Origin of the sequence: Kitasatospora sp. NPDC087315, assembly GCF_044744345.1 — a bacterium.
GTDB lineage: Bacteria > Actinomycetota > Actinomycetes > Streptomycetales > Streptomycetaceae > Kitasatospora.
In genome coordinates, this window is sequence record NZ_JBIUYD010000005.1 from 190,022 (window position 1) to 211,197 (window position 21,176).

The 21,176-nt window shown below is 73.2% G+C and carries 19 protein-coding genes; 4 read left to right on the forward strand and 15 right to left on the reverse strand.

The annotated features are described in order from the left end of the window. Nucleotides 1–106: 106 nt before the first annotated feature. Nucleotides 107–724 carry a TetR/AcrR family transcriptional regulator gene (locus ACIO5D_RS09605; protein ID WP_400794558.1) on the reverse strand — a complete coding sequence of 206 codons (618 nt, stop codon included), beginning with the start codon at nt 722–724 and terminating at the stop codon, nt 107–109. Between the two features lie 71 nt (nt 725–795). Between ACIO5D_RS09605 and ACIO5D_RS09610 the strand changes: the two genes are divergently transcribed. Together ACIO5D_RS09610 and ACIO5D_RS09615 are read left to right on the forward strand one after the other, a co-directional pair. Then, a complete protein-coding gene (locus ACIO5D_RS09610) occupies nt 796–1,272 on the forward strand; it encodes a DUF1453 domain-containing protein (RefSeq protein WP_363604373.1) in 477 nt (158 codons plus the stop codon). Nucleotides 1,273–1,343: 71 nt separating this feature from the next. After that, a complete protein-coding gene (locus ACIO5D_RS09615) occupies nt 1,344–1,754 on the forward strand; it encodes an Imm10 family immunity protein (protein WP_363604372.1) in 411 nt (136 codons plus the stop codon). Nucleotides 1,755–1,926: 172 nt separating this feature from the next. Here ACIO5D_RS09615 and ACIO5D_RS09620 read toward each other — a convergent pair whose 3' ends face one another. Further along, entirely contained in the window at nt 1,927–3,711 is a 1,785-nt protein-coding gene (locus ACIO5D_RS09620) for a hypothetical protein (RefSeq protein WP_400794561.1), read from the reverse strand. Between the two features lie 280 nt (nt 3,712–3,991). Between ACIO5D_RS09620 and ACIO5D_RS09625 the strand changes: the two genes are divergently transcribed. After that, nucleotides 3,992–4,744: an SDR family NAD(P)-dependent oxidoreductase gene (locus tag ACIO5D_RS09625; RefSeq protein WP_363604370.1), complete on the forward strand. Its 753-nt coding sequence runs from the start codon at nt 3,992–3,994 to the stop codon at nt 4,742–4,744. 528 nt (nt 4,745–5,272) lie between these two features. Here ACIO5D_RS09625 and lanL read toward each other — a convergent pair. The 9 genes from lanL to ACIO5D_RS09670 form a co-directional block, all read right to left on the reverse strand. After that, complete coding sequence (lanL, locus tag ACIO5D_RS09630; protein WP_400794563.1) at nt 5,273–7,891, reverse strand: class IV lanthionine synthetase LanL; 2,619 nt, start codon at nt 7,889–7,891, stop codon at nt 5,273–5,275. Between the two features lie 128 nt (nt 7,892–8,019). Next, nucleotides 8,020–8,187 (reverse strand): SflA family class IV lanthipeptide, encoded by a 168-nt coding sequence (locus ACIO5D_RS09635; protein ID WP_363604368.1) that lies wholly within the window; start codon nt 8,185–8,187, stop codon nt 8,020–8,022. A gap of 146 nt (nt 8,188–8,333) precedes the next feature. Continuing rightward, nucleotides 8,334–9,365, reverse strand: a complete 1,032-nt coding sequence (locus ACIO5D_RS09640; protein ID WP_400794565.1) for an ABC transporter permease — start codon at nt 9,363–9,365, stop codon at nt 8,334–8,336. Continuing rightward, nucleotides 9,362–10,966, reverse strand: a complete 1,605-nt coding sequence (locus ACIO5D_RS09645) for a sugar ABC transporter ATP-binding protein (protein WP_400794567.1) — start codon at nt 10,964–10,966, stop codon at nt 9,362–9,364. Before ACIO5D_RS09645 ends, ACIO5D_RS09640 begins: the two co-directional genes overlap by 4 nt. Next, nucleotides 10,963–12,105, reverse strand: a complete 1,143-nt coding sequence (locus ACIO5D_RS09650; protein WP_363604362.1) for a substrate-binding domain-containing protein — start codon at nt 12,103–12,105, stop codon at nt 10,963–10,965. Before ACIO5D_RS09650 ends, ACIO5D_RS09645 begins: the two co-directional genes overlap by 4 nt. 12 nt (nt 12,106–12,117) lie before the next feature. Further along, on the reverse strand, nt 12,118–13,332 hold the full coding sequence (locus tag ACIO5D_RS09655) for an LLM class flavin-dependent oxidoreductase (protein WP_400650068.1): 1,215 nt from the start codon (nt 13,330–13,332) through the stop codon (nt 12,118–12,120). Nucleotides 13,333–13,402: 70 nt separating this feature from the next. Continuing rightward, the gene (locus ACIO5D_RS09660) at nt 13,403–14,977 is read right to left on the reverse strand and encodes a GMC family oxidoreductase (RefSeq protein WP_400794569.1); all 1,575 of its coding nucleotides are present in this window, start codon (nt 14,975–14,977) and stop codon (nt 13,403–13,405) included. Between the two features lie 75 nt (nt 14,978–15,052). Then, nucleotides 15,053–16,528: an aldehyde dehydrogenase family protein gene (locus tag ACIO5D_RS09665; protein WP_400794571.1), complete on the reverse strand. Its 1,476-nt coding sequence runs from the start codon at nt 16,526–16,528 to the stop codon at nt 15,053–15,055. Nucleotides 16,529–17,282: 754 nt separating this feature from the next. Then, entirely contained in the window at nt 17,283–17,690 is a 408-nt protein-coding gene (locus ACIO5D_RS09670) for a hypothetical protein (RefSeq protein ID WP_400794573.1), read from the reverse strand. Between the two features lie 121 nt (nt 17,691–17,811). On the opposite strand from ACIO5D_RS09670, the gene ACIO5D_RS09675 reads away from it, so the two are divergent. Beyond that, nucleotides 17,812–18,471, forward strand: coding sequence for a hypothetical protein (locus tag ACIO5D_RS09675; protein WP_400794575.1), 660 nt, complete (start codon nt 17,812–17,814; stop codon nt 18,469–18,471). A 165-nt stretch (nt 18,472–18,636) separates the two neighbouring features. Here the strand turns inward: ACIO5D_RS09675 and ACIO5D_RS09680 are convergent, their stop codons facing one another. The 4 genes from ACIO5D_RS09680 to ACIO5D_RS09695 form a co-directional block, all read right to left on the reverse strand. After that, nucleotides 18,637–19,062: a spore-associated protein gene (locus ACIO5D_RS09680; protein WP_363604353.1), complete on the reverse strand. Its 426-nt coding sequence runs from the start codon at nt 19,060–19,062 to the stop codon at nt 18,637–18,639. Between the two features lie 551 nt (nt 19,063–19,613). Further along, complete coding sequence (locus ACIO5D_RS09685) at nt 19,614–19,907, reverse strand: hypothetical protein (RefSeq protein ID WP_400794578.1); 294 nt, start codon at nt 19,905–19,907, stop codon at nt 19,614–19,616. Nucleotides 19,908–20,020: 113 nt separating this feature from the next. Next, on the reverse strand, nt 20,021–20,257 hold the full coding sequence (locus ACIO5D_RS09690) for a hypothetical protein (protein WP_400794580.1): 237 nt from the start codon (nt 20,255–20,257) through the stop codon (nt 20,021–20,023). A 382-nt stretch (nt 20,258–20,639) separates the two neighbouring features. Continuing rightward, a complete protein-coding gene (locus tag ACIO5D_RS09695; protein WP_400794582.1) occupies nt 20,640–21,071 on the reverse strand; it encodes a hypothetical protein in 432 nt (143 codons plus the stop codon). Nucleotides 21,072–21,176: the final 105 nt, after the last annotated feature.

A 21,176-nucleotide genomic window follows, 5' to 3' on the forward strand; every position in this document is an offset into this window, starting at 1 on the left:
GATCCTCCGGACGATGCCCGCACGATTCTTCGCGCAGCGGTCCGAAGCGGCCCTGGCCGTGCCACCCACCCCCTGGACCGGGCGTGCCGAGCTCACCGCCCGGAGGTCAGCTGCCCGCTTTGAGCGCGTCCAGGTGCCGCCGCACCACCTGCTGGAGCAGCTCCGGCGGGTAACGGTCCGGTCGTAGCGTCGCCTGCATCGTGAGTCCGTCGAGGAGGGCGGCCAGTCGCGTGCTCTCCAGTTCGATGTCCAGGCCGCCCGGCAGCCCGCCGGCGCGCCGGGCTTCGTACAGCACGCGGGACAGCAGGGCGTGCATGCCGTCCTGCATCTCGGCCGCACAGGGCCGGAGTTCGGGGCGGGTGTGTGCCGCGGCGGTGAAGGCGAGCCAGAGTGCGGCCTCCTGGCGGCGGACCTCGTCCAGGGGAAGGAACTCGGCCAGGAGTTCCTCCGTCACGGCCCGCCGGTCGGTGGGGCCGTCGGGGGCGAGAAGCCGCTCGGCGTGCGCGCGGACGCGGTCGCCGATGCGCTGACCGAGCTCGCGCATCGTGAAGGTCATCAACTCCTCGTGGTCGGCGAAGTAGTGGCGGACCGAGCCGATGGCGAGTCCGGCCTCGTCGGCGACGTTGCGCAGCGACGCGTGTTCCAGCCCGTGCCGGGCGGCCACGGACAGGACGGCCTGCGCCACTGATCTGCGGCGGGCGACGGGATCGACGATCTTGGGCACATTGCCGTTATAGCACGGTCGGGCTAACATTTTTTTAGCTCGACCCTGCCATAAAGATGGGTGGTACGTGCGTGAACCCCTGGCTGCTCACCGCGATCGTCGCGGTGGTCGTGACCGCGGTCGTGATCAAACGGCTGACCGGCGAACCGGTCAACGCGAGGGACCTCTTCGCGGCCCCGGTGATCCTGACCGGGATCGGCATCCTGTCCCTGACCAAGGCGAAGGACCTGACCGGCACCGACCTCATCTGGGTCGTCACCGGCAGCGCCCTCGGTGCGGTACTCGGCGCACTCCGCGGGGCCACCGTCCAACTCCTCGAAAGGGAAGGCGTCCTGTGGCAGCGCTACACCGGCCGGACCTTCCTCGCCGTGATCGGCACCCTGGCGGTCACGGCCGGCTTCGGCGCCCTGGCGGCGAAGCTGGGCATGCACGAGAACGCACGCCCCGTCCAGCTCTCCATCGGGGTGAGCTTCCTCGGCGAGTCCCTGATGATCGGCCACCGCGGCCTGACCTCCGGCATCCCCTTCGCCCCGGCGCGCCCCCGCTGACCCGTTGCCACGCCCCGTACCCGTCCAACCCTCCGCCCGACCTCGATGAGCGCCCCTGATAGAACCGTGCCATGACCTATCGGTTCACCGCCCGGGCCGCCGCTGCGGATACGGACCCCGACAGCTACTTCGCCGAGGCCGGCCTCGCCGAGCACGCGGACGGCAGCGGCTTCATCCTGCTGTTCATGTCCGGCGAAGAAGAGCCGGACGAGCAGGACATCGCCCTGGGATTCGACACCCACTGCCTGGTCACGGCCGATCAGGGGACCGCGTACGGATGTGTGCGCGAAGTCGTGCTGACCGGGAACGTCCTCCGGGTGAGCCTGGACCCCTCAGACCTGGCGGCCCTGGGGCTGGACGACCCCGAGATCGAGGCCACCATCGAGGCGCCGGCCGAGGACCTCGCCCGGTTCCGCGAGGTCCTCCCGGAGGTCCTGGCCTACGGACGGGCCGACGCCCTGCCCACGCGCGTCGTCGTCTGACGGCCATACCCACCGCCGACCCGGAATCGAGCTGCACGACTGACAGTTCAGCGGGCGGTCGTCATGACCAGGGGACCGGCTCGCGTGACCTTGCCGCTCTGCGGACGTGACGTGCCGGGGCATGCCTTCCGAACGGGAGCGGTCGCGCGACTCCACCCGATCACGCGTACCGCTACGGGCTCGGCGGGGCGGGGCAGCTGACACTGACGTTGTCGGCCCAGTAGCTGCCGCCGAAGATGTAGACCTTGGTGCCGGACCCGCCCGGGCCGGCGTGCGGGCTGGCGGCGTTGGCGCAGTAGGCGGCCTCGGCGTCCGCGCGGCTCGGGAACGGGCCCAGCTGCGCCGTGTACTGCAAGGGGACGTCGGCGCCGCCCTGGTCGGCGCAGTTCCCACCGTCGGTGAAGTCGCAGGTCCGCTTTCCGGTGACGTCCTGGAGGGTGCCGATGAGGATGTTCCCGGGGTCCGCGACGTTGTTGAGGATGAAGACGTAGTAGGCGGCGGTGGGCTCCGTGCCGGTCGGTGTCCCGGACGGCGTTTCGGCGGTCGGCGTTTCGGACGGGCTCTCGGACGGCGTCCCGGAGGGGGTTTCGGACGGGCTCTCGGACGGTGTCCCGGTGGTCGGACTCTCGCTGGGAGTCCCGCTCCCCGACTGGGGTGCCGGGCAGCCCTCCACCTGCACAGGCAGGCCGTCACCGTGGGGCGCCGTCCCCGGCAGCGCAGGCCGCGGGCCACCTCGGGAGGCGGGCACCGAGTTGACGTAGTCCACCACCTCGCGCGCCCGGTCGCCGATCTGGTTCGCCGAAGCCGAGCCGCAGTACAGGTAGTTGGCCAGGTAGTGGATGAGGTAGGTCGACAAGGTGCTGCCGTCGTAGACCTGCTGCGGATCCGCAGCCGTGACCGTGGGATTGACCTGGGAGACTCCCTCCTCCAGCAGCCAGTCGTGCTCGAACATGACGTCCCGCATCCCGTTGGCGTTCAGCTCGTCGCCGGTGCCGTACGGCGGGGCGACGAGGAGCGCCCCGACCGGCAGCCCGGTCCCGATCCTCGGCAACGCGTTGCGCAGGAAGAGCCCGCCCTGGCTGTGCGAGAGCAGCACGACGCGGTTGCCCTGCTTGAGATCCTGCTGCACGTTCGCGATCAGCTTGACGTTGACCGGGTCGGACGCGAAGTCCGGGTCTGCCACCCGCTGCACGATCGTCTGTCTGAAGTCGTTCTTGACGACGTCCGTCAGGACGAGCGTAGCGGCCATAGCGCCTGCGCCGAGCGTGCAGACCTGCTTCACCAGCTGCTCGGTCTCCGGGACGGGGTGGTTCTTGGTGACGCGCTGCGCCTCACCGCAGGCGCCGAAGGTGTACAGCGCGATGCTCGCGTGGGAGGCGTTGAAGGCGAGGTTGATGTGGACGGGGTAGCCCAGCTTCTGGGTCAGCGTGGTTTCCAGGAGCTGCTTCCCCTGGGTCGCCGAGTCGAAGTTGTTGAGGATGCCGTTGACGAAGTAGAAGGACAGCCCGGCACCGGGGTTCGGGCTGTCCTGGTACGCGGCCGCCCCGGCACCCAGGGTGGGCGCGGCGGGCGCCGAGGAGCCGGCGGCGGGCACGATGTGCCCACTGAGCGCGGCCCCGTTGGCCAGGTAGGTCTGCCGGCCCTCCGGGGTGCTCAGCCGGCGCAGCTCCCAGTTCACCAGCTCGATGCCGATGGTGTCCTGGCTGACCCCCTGCGCGGCGGCACTGCTCAGGGCCGCCGACAGGCTGTCGAGGGCGCGCCCGGCGTCGTCGGCGCCCAGCGGTTTCTCGAAGGCGGCGAGACTCTGCCGCAGCATCGCCACCCCGGCGGACACCGAGCCACTGCCGCCGCCGGGCGACGGACTGCTGCCGCCCGACGAGGAGGAGCAGCCGGCCACCAGGACCGCCGCGGTGAACGCCGCGGCGGCGCGGAGGCGGCTGCGTCTGCTGGACGCCATGGGTTCCCCTCGGGTGCTCGTGCTCGCCCCTGCTCGGGTGGCGCACGGCTGCTCGGCTGCCGCGCGCCTGCTCGGGGCCGCGCGGCACGACGGACCGGGACGCTCCCACGATCCGCTCCCCGGACGGGAACCTCAACCGGGGTCGGTTGTTCGGCCGCCGCACGCTGTGGTCGCTGGTCAAGCGGGCCCCGGGAATCGCCGATGACGAGAACGGAATCCCTCGGGGAAGGAGCGCTTCCCCGTATGTCAGCTCACCCTTTCCGACACGGAGGACAACCTCATGGGTTCGTTTGATCTGACCGGGCGCGTGGCCCTGGTGACCGGCGCGACCAGCGGCATCGGTGCCGCCACCGCGGCGCTGCTGGCGCAGCGGGGAGCGCATGTACTGGTCGCCGGCCGCGACGGCTCCCGCGGCGAGTCCGTGGTCGCCGCCATCCGCGCCGGTGGCGGCAGCGCCGACTTCGTCGCCGCCGATCTGCGCGAGGCGCGGCTGGTGCGGCAACTGGCCCGGCAAGCCGTGGACCTGGGCGGCGGCCGGGTCGACATCCTGGTGAACAACGCGGGCGTCTACCCGTTCGGGCCCACTGAGAAGGCGGCGGAGAGCGAGGTCGACACCGTCTACGCGCTGAATGTGAAGGCGCCGTTCCACCTGGTGGCGGAACTCGCGCCGGCGATGGCCGAACGGGGCCACGGTGCGATCGTCAATGTGAGCACCATGGTCGCCGCGTACGGGGCCGCGGGCATGGCCCTGTACGGGTCGAGCAAGGCGGCCGTCGAACTGCTGACCAAGGCGTGGGCCGCGGAGTACGGCCCGCGCGGGGTGCGGGTCAACGCCGTCCGCCCCGGGCCGGTGCGCACCGAGGGCACGGCCGGCATGGGCGAGGAGCTCGGCGCCCTGGCCTCCCAGGCCCCGGCCGGCCGACCGGCCGAACCGGAGGAGATCGCCGAAGCGATCGCCTACCTGGCCAGCGACGCGGCGAGCTTCGTCCACGGCGCCGTACTGCCCGTGGACGGCGGCCGCACGGCCGTCTGACTCCCTCCGGCCTGCCGGGCGGCTCCCCGGCCGTACGACACCGGCTCGGAGGCGTCCGGCAGGACACCGCGTCACCGGCCCCATCGTTGACGGACAGGTACCGGCCGTTCTCGGCACCGGCTGAGCAGGCGCCACAGTCCCTCGCACTCACCGTCCGCAGCAGCTGCCGACGGGAACCCTGCCACCCCGCCCCGGCCCCGGCCCCGTGGTCATCGGTGGAGCTCGTCTCCCCGCACGATCCGCAGGCCCGCTTCAGCCACAAGCCCAGCAAGGCCGAGCGGGTCGGCTACAACCGTCCGAGCCGGTGGTCATCGGCGCGCCCGGCTGTCTGCTCACCCCGTGCCTGCTGCGGCAGCGGGATGCGCTTCGCAGCAGCGCCGCGTTCCTCGCTGCTCGTTCAGGCCACGGCCGAGGCCGGCTCGGGGCGGTCGGCCGGCGGACCAGGAAGTCGGACCCGCCGACTTCCCACTCCGAGCCACGCGGCGCTGACCTGGGCAACCGCGACGGTCTTGCCGCCGTGGTCGCGGATCAGCTCTGGATCAGCATGCCGAGCCTCGGGCCGCCGCGGCGGTGCAGGCGGCGCAGGAAGGAGAGCACCCCGGCGGTGCCGACGGCCCAGGCTGCGGACTCGGTGGTGGGGTTGCCGCCGGGGAAGACCGGAAAGCCCACCGGACCGCCGCCGCGGGTCAGGATCAAGCCGGCGATCTCCTCGGCGGCGTGCCAGTGCTGTTCGTCCCCGGTGGTCAGGGCCAGGTCGATCAGGAGTTCCCCGACGCCCGCGAGGCCGCAGCACTGGACGACCAGGCCCATCCTCGGGGCGAGCGCGCGGCAGGCGGCCGCCGCGTCGGTGGCCAGGGTGACGTACCCGTCCTCGCCGTAGTGGCGGCCCGCCTGGACGAGCACCATGCCGATGCCGGCCAGGCCCCGGCACCAGGAGCCGTAGCGGCGGGTGGCCCCGGGGCGGGCGGCGGCTTCGACGAGGCGCGGGATGTCGTCGGCGAGGGCGTCGACGATGCGGCGCGCGGCGGCCTCGGGCCCGGCGTCAGGCAGGGCGCCGGACAGGGCGCCGGACAGGGCATCGGGCAGGGCATCGGGCAGGGCGAGGAGGAAGTGGGCGAGGCCGGCCCGGCCGTGTGCGAAGCCCTCGGCGAGTGCCGCGGTGCCGGGGTTGGGCGTCTCCCGGGGCCCGGCGGGAGGGCCGGTGACCAGACGGTGGGCGCACGCCGCCGCCACCGCGAGGTGCCGCTCCGCCTCCCCGGCGCGGCCGGCCGCGCGCGCCCGTTCGGCCAGCAGCAGCCGGCCGGTGCCGATGCCGGCCGCTCCGGCGGTCTGGTCCGTCGGGCAGCCGTCGGCCGGGTGCCATTCCACGAAGGCCGGCGGAGCGGTACCCAGCAGATCGGCCGCGTGGGCGAGAAAGAGGTCGACGCCCGTCCGGCCTTCGTAGAGAGCGGGGTTGAGGCGGCCGAGTGCGGGGTGGGCGGCCGTCCAGTGCGCCAGCGAGGCGGCGGCGGCGCGGGCGTCCGGGCGCTCGGCGTGCTGCAGCAGTTCGAGGCCGAGGCCGGCGCCGCCGTCGTAGAACGAGAGCAGGACGCGCGGCTCCCCGCCCCGGGGGTCGGCGGCGACCAGCTCGCGGGCCATCCGCACGCAGTCGGTGACCGTGTGGTCGACGAGGTCGCCGAGCAGCCCGGCGGTGACGCGGGGCGGGCGGACCGAGGCGCGGACGGGCAGCCTCCCGCCGCCCCGCAGCGCCGCCGCGGCGGCCGTGCGCTCCTCCGCGCCGAAGCTCAGCAGGCCCACCACCAGTGCGGCCGCCGGATGGTGGGGATCGGAGAGCACGCCGGTGAGGCAGGCCAGGGTGCGGTCGCGGTTGGTCGCGTGGTCCGGGTCGATCACGACCGGGTCGAGACCGGTGAGCGCGTAGTGCAGCGTCGTCCCCAACGCGTAGTAGTCGTCGGCGGGTTGGGCGTCCAGCGCGCCGGGCAGCCCGTAGCCCGGGGTCGCCCCGCCGGGGCGCTCGCCGTCGAGGGCGCTGACCCCGAAGTCCACCAGCGAACACCCGCCCGACGCGTTCAGCACGACGTTCGCGGGCTTCAGGTCGCACATCACCACGCCGCGCGCGTGCACCGCGTCCAGCACCCGCACCAGGCCGCGCGCCAGCGACCACCAGTCACGCCCGCGCCCGTCCCCGCCGCCGGTGGAAGCGTCGTACGGACCGGATTCGAGCACGTCCCGGCGCAGGTCGCGCGGCCCGCAGCCGCTGCTCACCAGGTACTCGTCCGTGCCGTGCCGGAAGTAGTCGACCAGTTGCGGCACCCCGGGCACACCCGCCAGCGCGGCCAGCACCCGGCGCTCGTGCCGGAGGCGGCCACGCGCGTCGATGCCGGCGGCGTCCTCGGCCACGAAGGCCCGCGCCTGCTTGACCACCAGCTCCCGCCCGGTGGCGGCCTCGACCGCGCGGTACACATGGCCGTTCGGCGAGCGGGTGATCCCGGCGGTGATCCGGTAGCGGCCGTCGCCGACCCGGGTGGTCGCCGGCCGAGCGGCGGGGTACGGGGCGAACGGGTCGCTCACCCACGGTGGTTGGCGGTACCTGGCCTCGGCCAGGCCGGGAAACGTCCGCCCGTCCGGGCCGGCCATGGTGAGCGCCGAGTCGTCGGCGGCGACCCGGAACAGGCCGTAGCGGTAGTAGACCGGAGCGTCCGCCCGCACCTGCCGGTCGCTGACCACCCTCGGCCCGTCCCAGCCGGCCAGCGCGTTCGCCAACTCCGTTCCGAGCGATACCACTTCACCCTCGGGCGGGTACACCGTGACCGCCTTGCCGACGGCGGCCGCGGCGCGCAGCCCGGAGTTCAGCTCGCGCAGCACGGCGACGCCGGCGGCGAACTTGGCGTCGCAGGTGCGGCGGAGCAGGACCGGGAGCACCAGGTCGAGCAGCCGGGGGAACTGGTCGGGGCGGGCCGAGACGTGCAGCTTCCAGCCGTGGGCGAGCACCGGCATGTCCGGGTCGTGCAGGTACAACCAGTCGTCATCGCAGTGCAGTTGACGCCGCACGCCGGGCTCGGACGCCACCAGGGCCGCGATCCGTTCCCGCAGGGCCTCGGCCGTACCCGGGTCCGGCTGTGCGCCCGCCGGTGCTGTTGACGGCACTCGTCCTCCACTCCCCCCGGTCCGGCCCGGCGCGCTCCGCACACCGCGCGGGTGACCGCCGCACGGTCGCCCGCGCGGCGGTCACCCGGTGGCCCCGGTGTCCCCGGTGGCCATGTGCGCGGCGAAGGTCAGGAGTTCACCGCACAGTCGAACCGTGTCGGAACGTAGGTGACGAACGGGTCGGCGAGACACGCCGCCGGAGCGAGGTCCGCGTCGAACTCGTCCTCGAACGCGATCACCTCGTCGTCGATGTCCAGCAGGCCGGCGTCGCGGATGTCCAGTACCAGTGCACTCATGGGTGGTTCCTCCCATTCACCTTGGCTGATCCCTTGCGGAGCGCCCATGCTAGCCATCCCCATGGGTGCGCAATAGAGATGTGACAACGCGACGTTGGCGCCTCACGGCAGTGAATTTCCAAGCAGGGCCCGCGTGGTCCGTGCGGTCACCTCGTTGTGCGGCGGCCCGCCCGGGAGATCAGCAGGGCGGCGATCAGGGCGAGGCCGTTGAAGACGTCCGGCACCCAGGAGGGCGCGCCCATCATCGTCAGCCCCGAGATGCCGATGCCCAGCGTCAGGACCGCCAGGACGGTGCCGCCGACGTTGAGATGGCCGCGCGGGGAGACCACCGCGCCGAGGAAGACGGCGGCGATCGAGCCCAGCATCACCGCCGAGCCGCCGTCGGGGCCGGCCGACTGGAGGCGGGCGGTGTTCAGCACCCCGGCCACCGCGGCGACGAACGCGCCGGTCATCAGCCCGGCCGTGACATACCGCGAGGTCCGGATGCCGACCAGTTCGGCGGCCTCCCGGCCCGTCCCGCTGGCGCGCATCCGCCGGCCGAACGGGGTGCGGGAGATCAGATAGCCGAGCAGACCGGCGATCGCGGCGGCGTACAGCACCATCAGCGGGATGCCCGCGACGGTGGAGGCCACCGCGTCGTTGAAGCCGTTCGGGATGGACTTGTAGAGCGTCAGCCCGCCCGTGACCAGCTGGGCGAAGCCGGTGAGCAGCGTGGTCACGGCCAGGGTGGCGATGAAGGAGTTGATCCGCCCGCGCACGATCAGCAGCGCGTTGAGCGCCCCGGCGGCCAGGCCGGAGGCGAGGCCGAGGCCGACCGCCGGGAGGGTGGACCAGCCCTGGCCGTACGCCCAGGCGGTGAGGACGCCGCTCATGGTCATCACGGCGCCGATCGAGATGTCGATCTCGCCGACGGTCGCCGAGATCATCGCCGAGATGCCGACGACCACGGTGACGGACTGGGCGTAGAGGATCGCCCGGGCGTTGGTGCCGGTGTCGAACTGGCCGTGCCGGGCGATCGAGAAGAAGACCACGAAGGCGAGCAGCAGCCCGGCCAGCGACCACTGGGCCGCCAGCCGCAGGGCGGTCCTGGACCGGGCGGACGGGGCGGACGGGGCGGACGGGCCGGAAGGGGCGGACGAAGTAGACGGGGCGGACGGGGCAGCGGCCTGCGCGCTCATGCGGCGGTGCCTTTCTGGGCTGCGGAGCCGGCGGCGGGAGCACCGGCCGAGGCGGTGATGGCGTGGAAGAGCTCGGCGCGCCCGGTGCCGGCCATCGGGACGGTGGCGGTGACCCGGCCCCGGTCCAGGACGACGACCCGGTCGGCGAGGTCCATCAGCTCGTCCAGGTCGGAGGTGGCGAGCAGCACGGCGACGCCGTCCTCGCTGAGCCGCCGCACGACCCGGGCGATGCCCTCCCGGGCGCCGATGTCGATGCCCTGGCTCGGCTCGTCGAGGACCAGGACGCGGGGCGCGAGCCGGACGGCGCGGGCGAGCGCGACCTTCTGCTGGTTGCCGCCGCTCAGCGAGCGGACGTCGGCCTCGGGGTCGCCGGGGCGGATGTCGAACTCCTCGATCAGCCGCCGCGCCTCGGCGCGCTCCCGGGCGCCGCTGACGGCCCAGCGCCCGCTGACCGGGCGCAGGTCGCCGAGGGTGAGGTTCTCCCGGACGGTGAGGTCGAGGATCACGCCCTGGAGGTGGCGGTTCTGCGGCACGCTGACGATCCCGGCGGCGATCGCGTCGGCGGCCGAGCGGAAGGTCCGGGGTCGCCCGTCGACCTCGACCGCGCCGCCGGCGGGGCGCTGGGAGCCCCCGACGATCCGGGCGAGTTCGCTGCGCCCGCAGCCGACCAGGCCGGTGACGCCGAGCACCTCGCCGGGGTGGAGCTCCAGGTCGACGCCGTGCAGCCGGGCACCGCGCAGGCCCCGGACGGCCAGCACCGGCTCCCCCGCGGCCGGGGACGGCGCGGCGGTGTCGACGGGGGCCGGCGGGCGGCCCGTCATGTCCTCCACCAGCCGGGCGACGGTCAGGCCCTGATTGGGCCGGTCGGCCACCAGGCGCCCGTCGCGCAGGACGAGGATCTGGTCGGCGACCTCCAGCACCTCCTCCAGCCGGTGCGAGATCAGCACCACGCTCGCGCCGCGCTCGGCGATCCGCCGGACGGCCGTGTACAGCCGGGCCACGTCGTCCGCGGCGAGGGCGGCGGTCGGCTCGTCCAGGAAGACGACGGGCGTCGCGCCCACGTCGCCGAAGACCCGGGCGACGGCCAGCATGCCGCGCTGCGAGGCGGGCAGGTCGGCCACATGGGCTCCGGCGGGCGCGGCCACCGCGAAGGCGTCCAGGAGTTCGGCGGCGCGGGCCGCCTCGGCCCGCCGGTTGACGGGCGCGAGCGCCGGGCGGCGCTCGCGCAGGGTGAGCGCCAGGTTGTCGGCGACGGTCAACTCCTCGACCAGGCCGAGGTCCTGGTGGAGGAAGCGCAGCCCGGCGGCGCGGGCCCGGTCGGGGGTGAGGGGCAGGGCCAAGGGCTCGCCGTGGACGGCCAGTTCGCCGCCGTCCGGGGCGTGGACGCCCGCCAGGACCTTCACCAGGGTGGACTTGCCGGAGCCGTTCTCGCCGAGCAGCGCGGTGACGGCGCCGGGGCGCAGCGCGAAGGCGAGGTCGCGCAGCACCCGGTTGGCGCCGAAGGACTTGCTCAGCCCGCGGACCTCCAGCGCGGCGGCGCTCCCGGCCCCGGCCGGGGCGGTCGGGGCATCACTTGGCGCGGCGCTCGGGGCCCGGCTCACTTCACACCCCACAACTTGCGGTAGTGGCCCGCGTAGTCGTAGCCGCCGTCGAAGCGCTCGCCCTCGGGCGGCAGGTTGTCCTTGGTGAGCAGGCGCAGCGGGACGCCGTCGTCCTTGGGCGGTTCGACGTTGTTGAAGATCCGGTTGAGGTCGTCGAAGGCCGCGTAGGTGGCCCAGCCGTACGAGGGCGCGACGTCGGCGATCTGGCCGGCGCCGGTGCGGATGAAGTTGAGGGTGGGCGCATCGCCCTCGTTGGAGATCTGCGGCACCTTGGCGGCCAGCCCGGCGGCGCGGATGGCGGGCACCGCGCTGATCGCGATGCCGTCGTACTCGTGCCAGAGGACGTTGAGTTCGGGGTGGCCCTGGACGAACGCGACGGCGGCCTGGCCGAGTTGGGGGGTGCCGTGGAGCCCGTCCGGGATCTGCTGGTCGGCGGCGACGGCGCCGCCGCCGTTCTGCGCGAACCAGTCCTTGATGCCCTGGATCTCCTGGCGGTTGGAGGAGTTGGGGGCGGTCCGGAAGAGGCCGAGCCGGGCGTCGCCACCGGTGGTGACGACGGCCTGGGCGGCGGTGATCCGGCCCTGGTCGTAGTAGTGGTAGTCGATGATGTGGCTGATGCCGGGGTTGCTGAGGTTGTAGTCGGTGGTGCCGAGGGTGAAGTCGATGTGCGGCACCTTGGCGGCGGCGATCTGGGCGAGTGCGGCGCTGTCGGCGTCGCCCTCGGTGACCATGGAGATCAGACCGTCCGGCTTGAGCTGGAGGGCCTGGGTGACGCCCGCGTTGAAGTCCTTGCTGACGTCGACGGCGACGAACTTCCAGCCGAGCGAGTCGGCGATCTTCCTGGCCGTCTCCACCACGTAGGTGTTGGTCTCGGAGAAGGTCCAGCGGTTGAGGTAGACGATGGTCTTGCCGGGGGCGACCGGCGGCGAGTCGGCCGGGCCGTTCCAGGTGGCGGTCCGGGTGAGGTAGGGCGCCAGGAACGCCTTGGCGGCGTCCACGGCGGCCTGGTTCTTGACGGCGCCCGGCGGGGCGGAGCCGGCTCCGGCGGCGGGGCCGTGGTCGGGCCGGGCGCAGGCGGTGGCGGCCAGGGCGGTGGCGGCGGCGAGCGCGGCGGCGGTGAGTACGCGGTGGCTGGGCATGGTGGCGGGTCCTCAGGCGTGAAGGGCGGGTGCGGCGGCGGGCGTCGCGGCGGGAGCGGCAGGGTCGGCGTGGTCGGCGGGGTCGGCGGGGTCCAGGTCGAGCAGCGGGAAGAGCAGGTCGGCGACCCGGTGGGCCTCCTCGATCAGCGGGAAGCCGGAGAGGATGAACGACTCGACGCCCGCCGCGCGGTACTCGCGGATCCGGGCGGCGACGTTCTCCGCGCTGCCGACCAGGTAGGTGCCGGAGGCCGGGGAGACCACGTCGAAGCCGAAGAGGCTGGGCCCGGTCCAGACGTTGGGGTGGACCTCCAGGTCGCGGACCTCCGGCAGCCGCCCGGCGCGCAGCGCGGCGAGCCGGCGCTCGACGGCCGGGTCCTCGGTGCGGAAGTCGTCGAGGGACCGGCCGCGCAGGTTCCACCCGGCGAGGTCCACGGCGGTGCGGTGGCCGGTGCGGTGGAGCAGGTCCTCGGCGGCGGCCCAGGCCTCGTCCTCGGTCTCCCGGACGATGATCTGGAACCGGGTGCCGTAGTTGAGGGTGCGGCCGAGCCTGGCTGCCTCGGCGCCGACCCGGCGGAACTTCTCGCCGAGCCGGGCGGGGGTGTCGGCGAAGCTGAGGTAGGTGTCCAGCAGCCCGACGGAGTGGGCGACTCCGGCGGGCGAGGTGCCCGCGCCCCAGAGCGGCACCGGCACCGGGTCGTTGGGCCAGGGCGAGAGCGGTCCCTCGTCGTCGGGCCGCGCGGCGAGCCGGACGTAGCGGCCCTCGTACGCCTGGTGCTCGCCCCGGTGGACCCGGCGGTAGGCGTCCCAGTACTCGGCGCTGAAGTCGTAGCGCTCGTCGTGCTCGTAGTGGACGCCGTACCCGGCCAGGGTGGCGTCCTGCCCGTTGACGACGTTGAAGAGGAGCCGGCCGCCGGAGAAGCGCTGGAGGGTGTCGGCGATCTGGGCGAGCTTGGCCGGGGAGTGCAGGCCGGGGTAGACGGCGGGCAGGAAGCGCAGCCGCTCGGTGTCGCCGAGCAGGGCGGCGGTGACGGTCAGGCCGTCGTCGCGGCCGGTGCCGAGCAGGGCGCCGTAGTAGCCGAGCCGGTCGATGGTGCGGGCCAGCTCGCGCAGGTGGCCGAAGCCGGTGGGCCAGCGGCCGCTCTCCTCCCAGGGCAGCGGGCCGTCGGGGCTGGTCAGGTACCAGAGCAGGCGGACGCGGGCGTCGGGGGCGTCGGGGGCGGGGGTCATGCGGGGGCTCCCAGGGATCGGGGACGGGACCGGCGTCGGGCCGGGGCCGGGGTCGGGGTCGGTAACGGGGTCAGCGCCGGATCAGGTCGGCGGCGCGTTCGGCGACGAGGACGGCGGGCGCCATGGTGTGGCCCCGGGTGATCACCGGGATCACCGAGGCGTCGGCCACCCGCAGGCCCTGGACGCCGCGCACCCGCAGGGCGTGGTCGACCACGGCGTCCGGGTCGTCGTCCCGGCCGATCCGGGCGGTGCCGACGGGGTGGAACACGGTGTCGGCGGTGGCCCGGACGTGGGCGGCGAGCCGCTCGTCGGTGGCGTCGGCGGGCAGCGTCTGCTCGGCCGTCCAGGGGCGCAGCGCCGGCTGGGCGGCGACCCGCAGGGCCGCGCGCAACCCGGCGACCAGGGTGTTCAGGTCGGCCGGGTCGCCGAGGTAGCCCGGGTCGAGCAGCGGTGCGTCCCCCGGGTCGGCGGAGGCGAGCCGCAACCGGCCCCGGCTGCGCGGCTGGAGGACGACCGGGGCGAGCAGGTAGCCGGTGCGGGCGGGGTCGTGGCCGGGCTGCGGTCCGGTGCCGAGCAGCAGTTCGATGTCCGGGGCGGTGAGCGCGGGGTCGGTGCGCAGGAAGGCCACTCCCCCGCCCGCGAGGTCGCGCAGCGGGCCGCGCCGCCCGTCCTCCCAGAGCCGCAGGTTCTCCTCGGTGGGTACGGCCGGGGCGGGCCCGGGGGCGCCGGGCGCGGCGAGGCCGACGAAGGGCACCCGCAGGTGGTCGTGCAGGTTGCCGCCGACGCCGGGCAGGTCGGCGCGGACGGGGATGCCGAGGGCGGCCAGGTCGTCGGCGGGGCCGAGGCCGGAGAGCAGCAGCAGCTGCGGGCTGCCGATCGCGCCCGCCGCCAGGACGACCTCGCGGCGGGCCCGGATCTCGGCCGGCCCGTCGGGGCCCTGGAGCGCCACGCCGGTCGCCCGATCGCCCTCGAACAGGACGCGGGTGACGTGCACTCCGGTGCGGACGGTCAGGTTGGGGCGGTGCCCGGCGGCGGCATCGGCCAGGTAGCCGGCGGCGGGCGTGATCCGGACCCCGTCGACGAAGATCATTTCCTGGGTGTCGCTGCCGAACTGGTCCGGCCCGTTGACGTCGGTCCTCCCGCCGTAGCCCGCCTGCTCGACGGCGGCCTGCACGGCCTCGTACAACGGGCCGGCCGGGCCCGCCTCCTGGAGCCGGACCGGTCCGCCGGTGCCGCGCCAGGGCGCCGGCCCGCGTCCGCTGTCCTCCGCGCGGCGGTAGAGCGGCAGCAGGGTGTCCCAGGACCAGCCGGGGCCTCCGTACGCGGCCCAGGCGTCGTAGTCGGCCCGGTTGCCCCGGATCCAGCCGCCGAGGTTGAGGGCGGAGGAGCCGCCGAGCACCCGGCCGCGCGGCCAGGGCACCCGGCGCCCGTCCAGGCCGGGCTGCGGCACGGTGGCGTAGCCCCAGTCGAGGGCGCCGCCCAGGGTGTACGGCCAGAGCGCGGGGGCCAGGCTCTCGCGCTGGGTCAGCGGCCCGCCGGCCTCCAGCAGCAGCACGCTGACGGACGGGTCCTCGGCCAGCCTGGCGGCGAGCACCGGGCCGGAGGTGCCGCCGCCGACGATCACATAGTCGGCCGACTCTGCCATGGTGATGAATTCCTTGCCTCGTGGGGGGGCTTGCGGGGCTGGTGGGGTAGCGCGGGCACGGGCCTGCCCCGGTGCTCAGAGCTGGACGTGGACGGCCTTCGGCTCGGTGTACGCGTGGATCCACTCGCGCCCGTGCTCGCGGCCCAGCCCGGACTGGCCCGCACCGCCAGAGGGGGCCGAGAAGTCGTGCAGGCCATAGGTGTTGACCCAGACGGTGCCCGCGCGCAGGTCCCGGGCGAAGGCGTGGGCCCGGCTCAGGTCCCTGGTCCAGACGCCGGCCGCCAGCCCGTACGCGGTGCCGTTGGCCAGGCGCAGCGCCTCCTCGTCGGTGTCGAAGGCGAACACCGAGAGCACCGGCCCGAAGATCTCCTCCTGGGCGAGCCGGGAGTGCGGGTCGACCCCGGTGAGCACGGTCGGGGTGACGTAGTGGCCGGGCCGGTCGAGCACCCGGCCGGCGGGGTCGAGGCCGGCCTCGCGGGCCAGGTCGAGGTAGCCGGAGACCCGGCGCAGCTGGGCGGCGGAGATCAGCGGCCCGAGGTCGGTGCCCTCGTCGAACGCCGGGCCGACGGTGAGCTTCGCGGCGTCCGCGCGGACGCGCTCCACCACCTCGTCGTGGACCGACCGGTGGACGAGCAGCCGGGTGCCGGCGAAGCAGATCTGGCCGGAGTGCTGCCAGGCGGTCGCTCCGGCGGCGGCGACGGCGGCGTCCAGGTCCGCGTCGGGGAAGACGATGTTGGGGCTCTTGCCGCCCAGTTCGAGCAGCACCCGCTTCACGCCCGTGGCGGCGGCGCGCTGGATCGCCCGGCCGGTTTCGGTGGAGCCGGTGAAGGCGACGAGGTCCGCCCCCGGGTGGTCGACCAGCGCCGCACCGGCCGTGCCGTCCCCCGTGAGCACCGCGAGCACGCCGGGCGGCAGGCCCGCCTCCAGCGCCAGCCGGGCCAGCAGCAGGGCGCTCAGCGGGGTCTGCTCGGCGGGCTTGAGGACGACGCTGTTGCCCGCCGCCAGCGCGGGGGCCAGCTTGAAGGCGGCCATCAGCAGCGGCATGTTCCACGGCACGATCGCCGCGACCACGCCGACGGGCTGGCGCAGCGTGTACGAGTGCACGTCGGGCGCGGTCGGGTTGACGTCGCCGTAGAGGCGGCCGGTCCAGCCCGCGTAGTGCCGGAACGTTTCGGCGGCGCCGTACGCGAGGTGCCGGGCCGTCGCGTACGGGATGCCCGCGTCCAGCGACTCCAGCTGCCCGAGGTGCTCCGCGTTGGCCTGGAGCAGGTCCGCGATCCGGTGCAGTACGGCGGCCCGCTCGGGGTGCGGCCTGGCCCGCCAGCGGCCGTCGGCGAAGGCGGCCCCGGCCAGCCGGACGGCCCGGTCGACGTCCTCCGGCCCGGCCGCCGGGACCTCCGCCAACGGTGTGCCGTACGAGGGGTCGAGCACCGGGAGCACCGCTCCGGAGGCGGCCCGGACACCGGTCTCCTCACCGAGCAGGAAGCCGGGGCGGCTGTCGAGGAACGTGCGGACGACGGGGGTGAGCTGCGGGGCCATCTTTGCTCGCAAATCAGGAGGAAAGGGATGTCGGTGGGCGTACGGTCACGCCGGGGCGACGGCGGACGGGGGCGCGTCGGACGGCACCTGTTCTCACCACACGGCAATCGGTCTGGCCGGCCGGGGACGGAGGGAGGGCGCCGAAGGCGTCAGCGCCGACAACAGGACGCGGCTCGGGTGAGCAGCTGAGGCGTCGTCATCTGGCTGCTCCCTTCGGCTCGGCGCGTGCTGGCGACAGGAGGTTTCCACGATCGGAGGGGCCGAATCAAGGTTTCCACATGATGGGATCGGCCTGTTGGCGGATACGTGATCCCGCCGCAACGCCCGTTCGCACCACCGCAACACTGGCGCGGACGGCGTCCCGGTGGGGCCGGTTCCGCGACAGGTGGCACAGACCGTCTCGCCCCCGGTGCGGCCGGACGGGCCGGGGAGCCGGATCCACCGCGGGTACGCATTCGGACCGGCCGTCGAGCGAGGGAGAGGGACCGCATGCGTGAACCGACGCAGGTACCCGACGATCCATCGGGAGCGCTCACGGCGGCCCGCGCGGGCTGCCGGGTTTGGATGCCCGACGGCGGGTTAGACGGTGCTGCGGCGGGGCGCAGCAGGGTCCCGGGCGGGTCCGGCTCCTCCTCCCGGACCCGCCCGGCGCCCGGCGCCCCGGCGAGGTCCGACCGGCCGCCGCGGGGCCGTTCCCCACAGACCGCGGCGGCCGCGGGGGACTGCGGGGGTGCGGCCGGGGTGCGGCGGGTACGGGTGCCGTTCGTCAGGGGACCAGACCGGGGAGCGGACCGGGGGCCAGACCGGGGCAGACCACCTCGAGCCAGGACGCGAAGTCCGGTGCCTCGACCTCGAAGTCCGCCGGGTCCAGATCGCCCAGGTCCGAGGAGAACACCGGCGAGCCGGGATCGTCGGCACGCAGCAGAAACCCGCGGCCGCCGCTGTCGTCCCCGACGAGGACGAACCCCGGGGCGTACTGCGCGACTTCGTAGGTGGTGTTGCGTTCGCCGATGCAGCCGGCCGCGTACACGGCCGTACCGGCGTCGGTGAGCAGGCCGTCCGTCACCTCCCAGAACGCCACCAGCGGCGCCGGAAGGCCCTGCGCGATCCCGGCCCGGGCTCGCGCGACCCCAGCCGGTGCGGCCGCCACGGTCCGGGGGTCCGCCTCCACCATGTCTCCCTCATTCGTCCGTTCCGCCGGGCATCCGGCCGGAACGGACACTGCCACCCGGTCCGTCCCCCGGGCAAGCCGCGGCGGCTGGTTCGCCCGGCGTCCCCTGTGGGAGTGTGGGCGGATGACGACCCGGTACGAGGATCCCGGCCCCGAGGGCCCGCCGGCCCGTCCGCACGAGGCCTTCGCCAACGCCCTGTGGAGCCTGGTCGTCGACGAGGACGGCCGCACCGGCGGGCAGCCCTCGTGGATCGAGGCCTGGCTCAGGAACCGGCCGTCCGAGGGTGCCCCCGAGCACCCGGTCCCGGCCACCCTGCACCGGATCCTCGCGTGCGGCGTGGACCCGGACGATCTCACCGACGTGGTACGGGCCATGCAGCACGACCTGCTCTACAACGTCTGCCAACTGATCGACGACCCCGGCCTGCTGGGCCTCGGAGCGGAGGACGACCAGCCCGGCGGTACGGACTACGACTGGGAACTGGTGGCGGTCCGCACCGCAGGACCGGCCGACCGGACACCGCTCCACGGTCTGCACGCCGCACTCGACGAACACGACCCCAGCGGCCGGGCCGGCGAACCACGCGGCCGCCCCGTCCCCGCCCGGCTCCCGGGCCACCCCCTCCACGCCCGGCTCGCCGCCGCCCACGCGCTCGCGGGCGACCGCGTCGAGGCGATCCGGACCTGGCGCAATGCCACCGGCGCGCCCCTGAGCGAGGCGCGGGCGGCGATCGACCGGCTCGTCGACCAGCTGCGGCAAGACCCGGACGGCACCGCGCAGTGATGCCGAGAGACCTCTCCTGACCGACGACGCACCGCAACTGCCCGTCGGCCGGTACCGGCCGACGGGCAGTTGCGTCGTGCCAGGGGCGGCGGATCAGCGCCTACCGGCCTCAGTGCGTCCGGCGCGGGTCAACCCGAGGTCGGGGCGGACCGGGCCCGGTCCGCCTCAGCCGCACCAGCCCGGCCCCTTGCCCCACCAGCCACCGGAGTTGTAGTCCTCGCCTCCGTAGTAGATGCACTGCCCGGGCGCGTAGATGTAGGCCGTGGCGTAGTAGCTGAAGTTCCTGGCGTCCTCCTGCCTGCCGCTGCCGTCCCCGAAGGTCAGGTAGGCGCCGGTCAGCGTCGGAGTGCCGACCCTGGTGTTCTTGATGGTGGCGACGCAGTTCTGCCCGGTCGACCTGCTGTAGGTCAGATACACCGTCGAGGTGCCGCCCGGCAGATCGAAGGAGTCCTTCGTCTCATAGCTGGAACCACAGGCCGACTGCGGGGTGTAGCCGGTGGTCGCGGCGCCGGCGGTCGCGGGCACCGCGACCAGAGCCGTACCGGCGGTGGCGACAAGAGCTGCTACCCGGGCTGACGTTCGGAAGAACATGACTGTCTCCTCTTGTCGCTCCTGCTGTTCGCGACGCTCTTCGGACGGGGTGGTCCGGGCCCGCGGCACGACGTCGGCCGGGCCGGCGCCCGATACGACCGCCCCCTGAGCGAGACTGGCCCACCGTCGAACCCTGCGTCTTGCACGAATGCGAAAGGGCGCGCGGCGAGCGACAGCGAAGCCGCGGAGGAGAAATCGGGTTGACCAACCGCCGCCCGGGCGGCGCGGGTTGCGCCGTGATCGTCGCCACCGCCGCCTCCGGCGCCCTCGGGCGTCCGGTCCTCGACCGACTGCTCGCCCGTGGCCTCGCCGGGCAGGTCGCCGCCGACGACATTTCCCGCTTTGTCGTCGACCGGACCATCGGCAGCCATGCCCGCGGAGCCACGACAGGAGAACCCAACAGAAACGTCCGGCATGGAGCCCAGAGGCCCCACGCCAGACGTTCCTGTCGAGACCACCCCCGTCACACCGCGATCCACCTCGACAAGCAGTTGAGGCTCTGTCCACTCCAGGGAGTGGACAGAGCCTCAACTGTTGTGGTTGACGTTCGATCAGCCCACGAGGAACCTGATCAGCGCCGACAGAAGAGGAACGGCCGACAGCACGATGAAGACCCACCCCGCGAGCAGGTGAACGCCGGCGGGCCCCTCCTTCGCAGACCTCCTACTTGGTTGCATGAAGAGCTTGCTGCATTCCCGGAAGTCCGTGACAATGGCTATGCCCAGGAGCAAGGGAATCAGAAAAAACGCGACATCCATAAGAACTCCCGACAACATCCCCGCAAAGACGCAGCATACAGAGATACCGGCCGGCGCACCCCTCTTCACCGCCGAAGACCGCGCCATCCCCCCGACGATCGAATCTAAAAGATCCTGATCACAAGGGCAGTAATACCGAACGCAAAGAACAAGAAACCGCCCACAAGGTGAAGGATTCCCAGCTCATCTAAACTGTCGCATCAGTTCCCCTGCGCGTGGGACAGCGCGATGACGAAGACCCCGAACACGGAAATCGCCACAAATATAGCATCAACGATGCGGATCGTTCTCGGCGCAGCCTCCCCGGGGCTGGCGATTGAATAGCGGTCGATGAGGTTAAAAACCTTCTCCGCCAACCATCTGAAGTCGCACGCGACAAGGATACCGCCGCCGCCGAAAATAATGAACCAGGGAACTGCCATAATGAACTCAGCCATTTCCATCCCCAACGCCAAGTGAAGTGATGAAGGTTCGAGCGGCAGGGCTCGCGAGCAACCTCTTGAGTCTCGCCCGCGGCGTCACCCTATCGTCGACGAGAGGGTCTGATCAGATCGACTACATGTAGACATGTCACTTCTGTTGGCGCTCACGGCTCACCACGTGAACAGCTTTCCGATCCAGGCGTTGCCGAACCCGGCACCAGCACCGACACCCATTCCCCAACCAGCACCGCCGTCGATGGTGTCGACCGAGTTTCCGCGCGGATTCGTTGAGCCGAATGACTTTCCGTAGCTTCCGAAGACGTCCGGGCCGATTCCCACCGACCCGCTGACGTTGCCCCCGTTTCCCTCACTGCGTTTGAGGCGACCAGGACGACGCTCAGCACTGAACAGCTGCGACCTGTTCCGGGTTGATCACCACGTGGTCCGCCAACGGCTGTCCGTCCCGCCGGACATCGACCCGGTAGTCGCCCGGGAGATCGCGTGGCACCACAGTGGTGTAGACGGTTCGCAGGACACCACCGACCGATGCCGTGAACGCCTTCCGCACCGGGAAGTCCTGCTGCCGGCAGGAGATCTTCTCGACGGACTCGCCAGCGGCGATGAGAAGGACCGTCCATGCCTGACGCCCCTGGCTGTCGACCAGCCTAAAGCGCAGCATTGTTCCGACCCCCGGGGTGGGCCGCTTCTCGATCTCTACGGCTTTCGAGCACCCGGTGACCCCACCGTCGACCTCGGCGACGCAGATGTCGCCGCTGCTCGCCGTCTGCCAGATAAGCGACGGATCATGCCCACCGTCGTACTCCATCACGGTGACCCCACCATCGCCCGGAGCCTTTCCCTCCTCCGCCGCCGATTCCAGCACTCGCCGTCTGGTCGACTCCGGGAACGTCGGCCGGACTGTGTCACCGGCCAA

What these genes read in the sequence shown, in the direction of transcription:
- ACIO5D_RS09615 (WP_363604372.1), top strand. Translation starts at nt 1,344, where the DNA reads ATGACCTATCGGTTCACCGCCCGGGCCGCCGCTGCGGATACGGACCCC.
- ACIO5D_RS09620 (WP_400794561.1), bottom strand. Translation starts at nt 3,711, where the DNA reads ATGGCGTCCAGCAGACGCAGCCGCCTCCGCGCCGCCGCGGCGTTCACC.
- ACIO5D_RS09625 (WP_363604370.1), top strand. Translation starts at nt 3,992, where the DNA reads ATGGGTTCGTTTGATCTGACCGGGCGCGTGGCCCTGGTGACCGGCGCG.
- ACIO5D_RS09635 (WP_363604368.1), bottom strand. Translation starts at nt 8,187, where the DNA reads ATGAGTGCACTGGTACTGGACATCCGCGACGCCGGCCTGCTGGACATC.
- ACIO5D_RS09640 (WP_400794565.1), bottom strand. Translation starts at nt 9,365, where the DNA reads ATGAGCGCGCAGGCCGCTGCCCCGTCCGCCCCGTCTACTTCGTCCGCC.
- ACIO5D_RS09650 (WP_363604362.1), bottom strand. Translation starts at nt 12,105, where the DNA reads ATGCCCAGCCACCGCGTACTCACCGCCGCCGCGCTCGCCGCCGCCACC.
- ACIO5D_RS09655 (WP_400650068.1), bottom strand. Translation starts at nt 13,332, where the DNA reads ATGACCCCCGCCCCCGACGCCCCCGACGCCCGCGTCCGCCTGCTCTGG.
- ACIO5D_RS09660 (WP_400794569.1), bottom strand. Translation starts at nt 14,977, where the DNA reads ATGGCAGAGTCGGCCGACTATGTGATCGTCGGCGGCGGCACCTCCGGC.
- ACIO5D_RS09670 (WP_400794573.1), bottom strand. Translation starts at nt 17,690, where the DNA reads ATGGTGGAGGCGGACCCCCGGACCGTGGCGGCCGCACCGGCTGGGGTC.
- ACIO5D_RS09675 (WP_400794575.1), top strand. Translation starts at nt 17,812, where the DNA reads ATGACGACCCGGTACGAGGATCCCGGCCCCGAGGGCCCGCCGGCCCGT.
- ACIO5D_RS09680 (WP_363604353.1), bottom strand. Translation starts at nt 19,062, where the DNA reads ATGTTCTTCCGAACGTCAGCCCGGGTAGCAGCTCTTGTCGCCACCGCC.
- ACIO5D_RS09685 (WP_400794578.1), bottom strand. Translation starts at nt 19,907, where the DNA reads ATGGCGCGGTCTTCGGCGGTGAAGAGGGGTGCGCCGGCCGGTATCTCT.
- ACIO5D_RS09690 (WP_400794580.1), bottom strand. Translation starts at nt 20,257, where the DNA reads ATGGCTGAGTTCATTATGGCAGTTCCCTGGTTCATTATTTTCGGCGGC.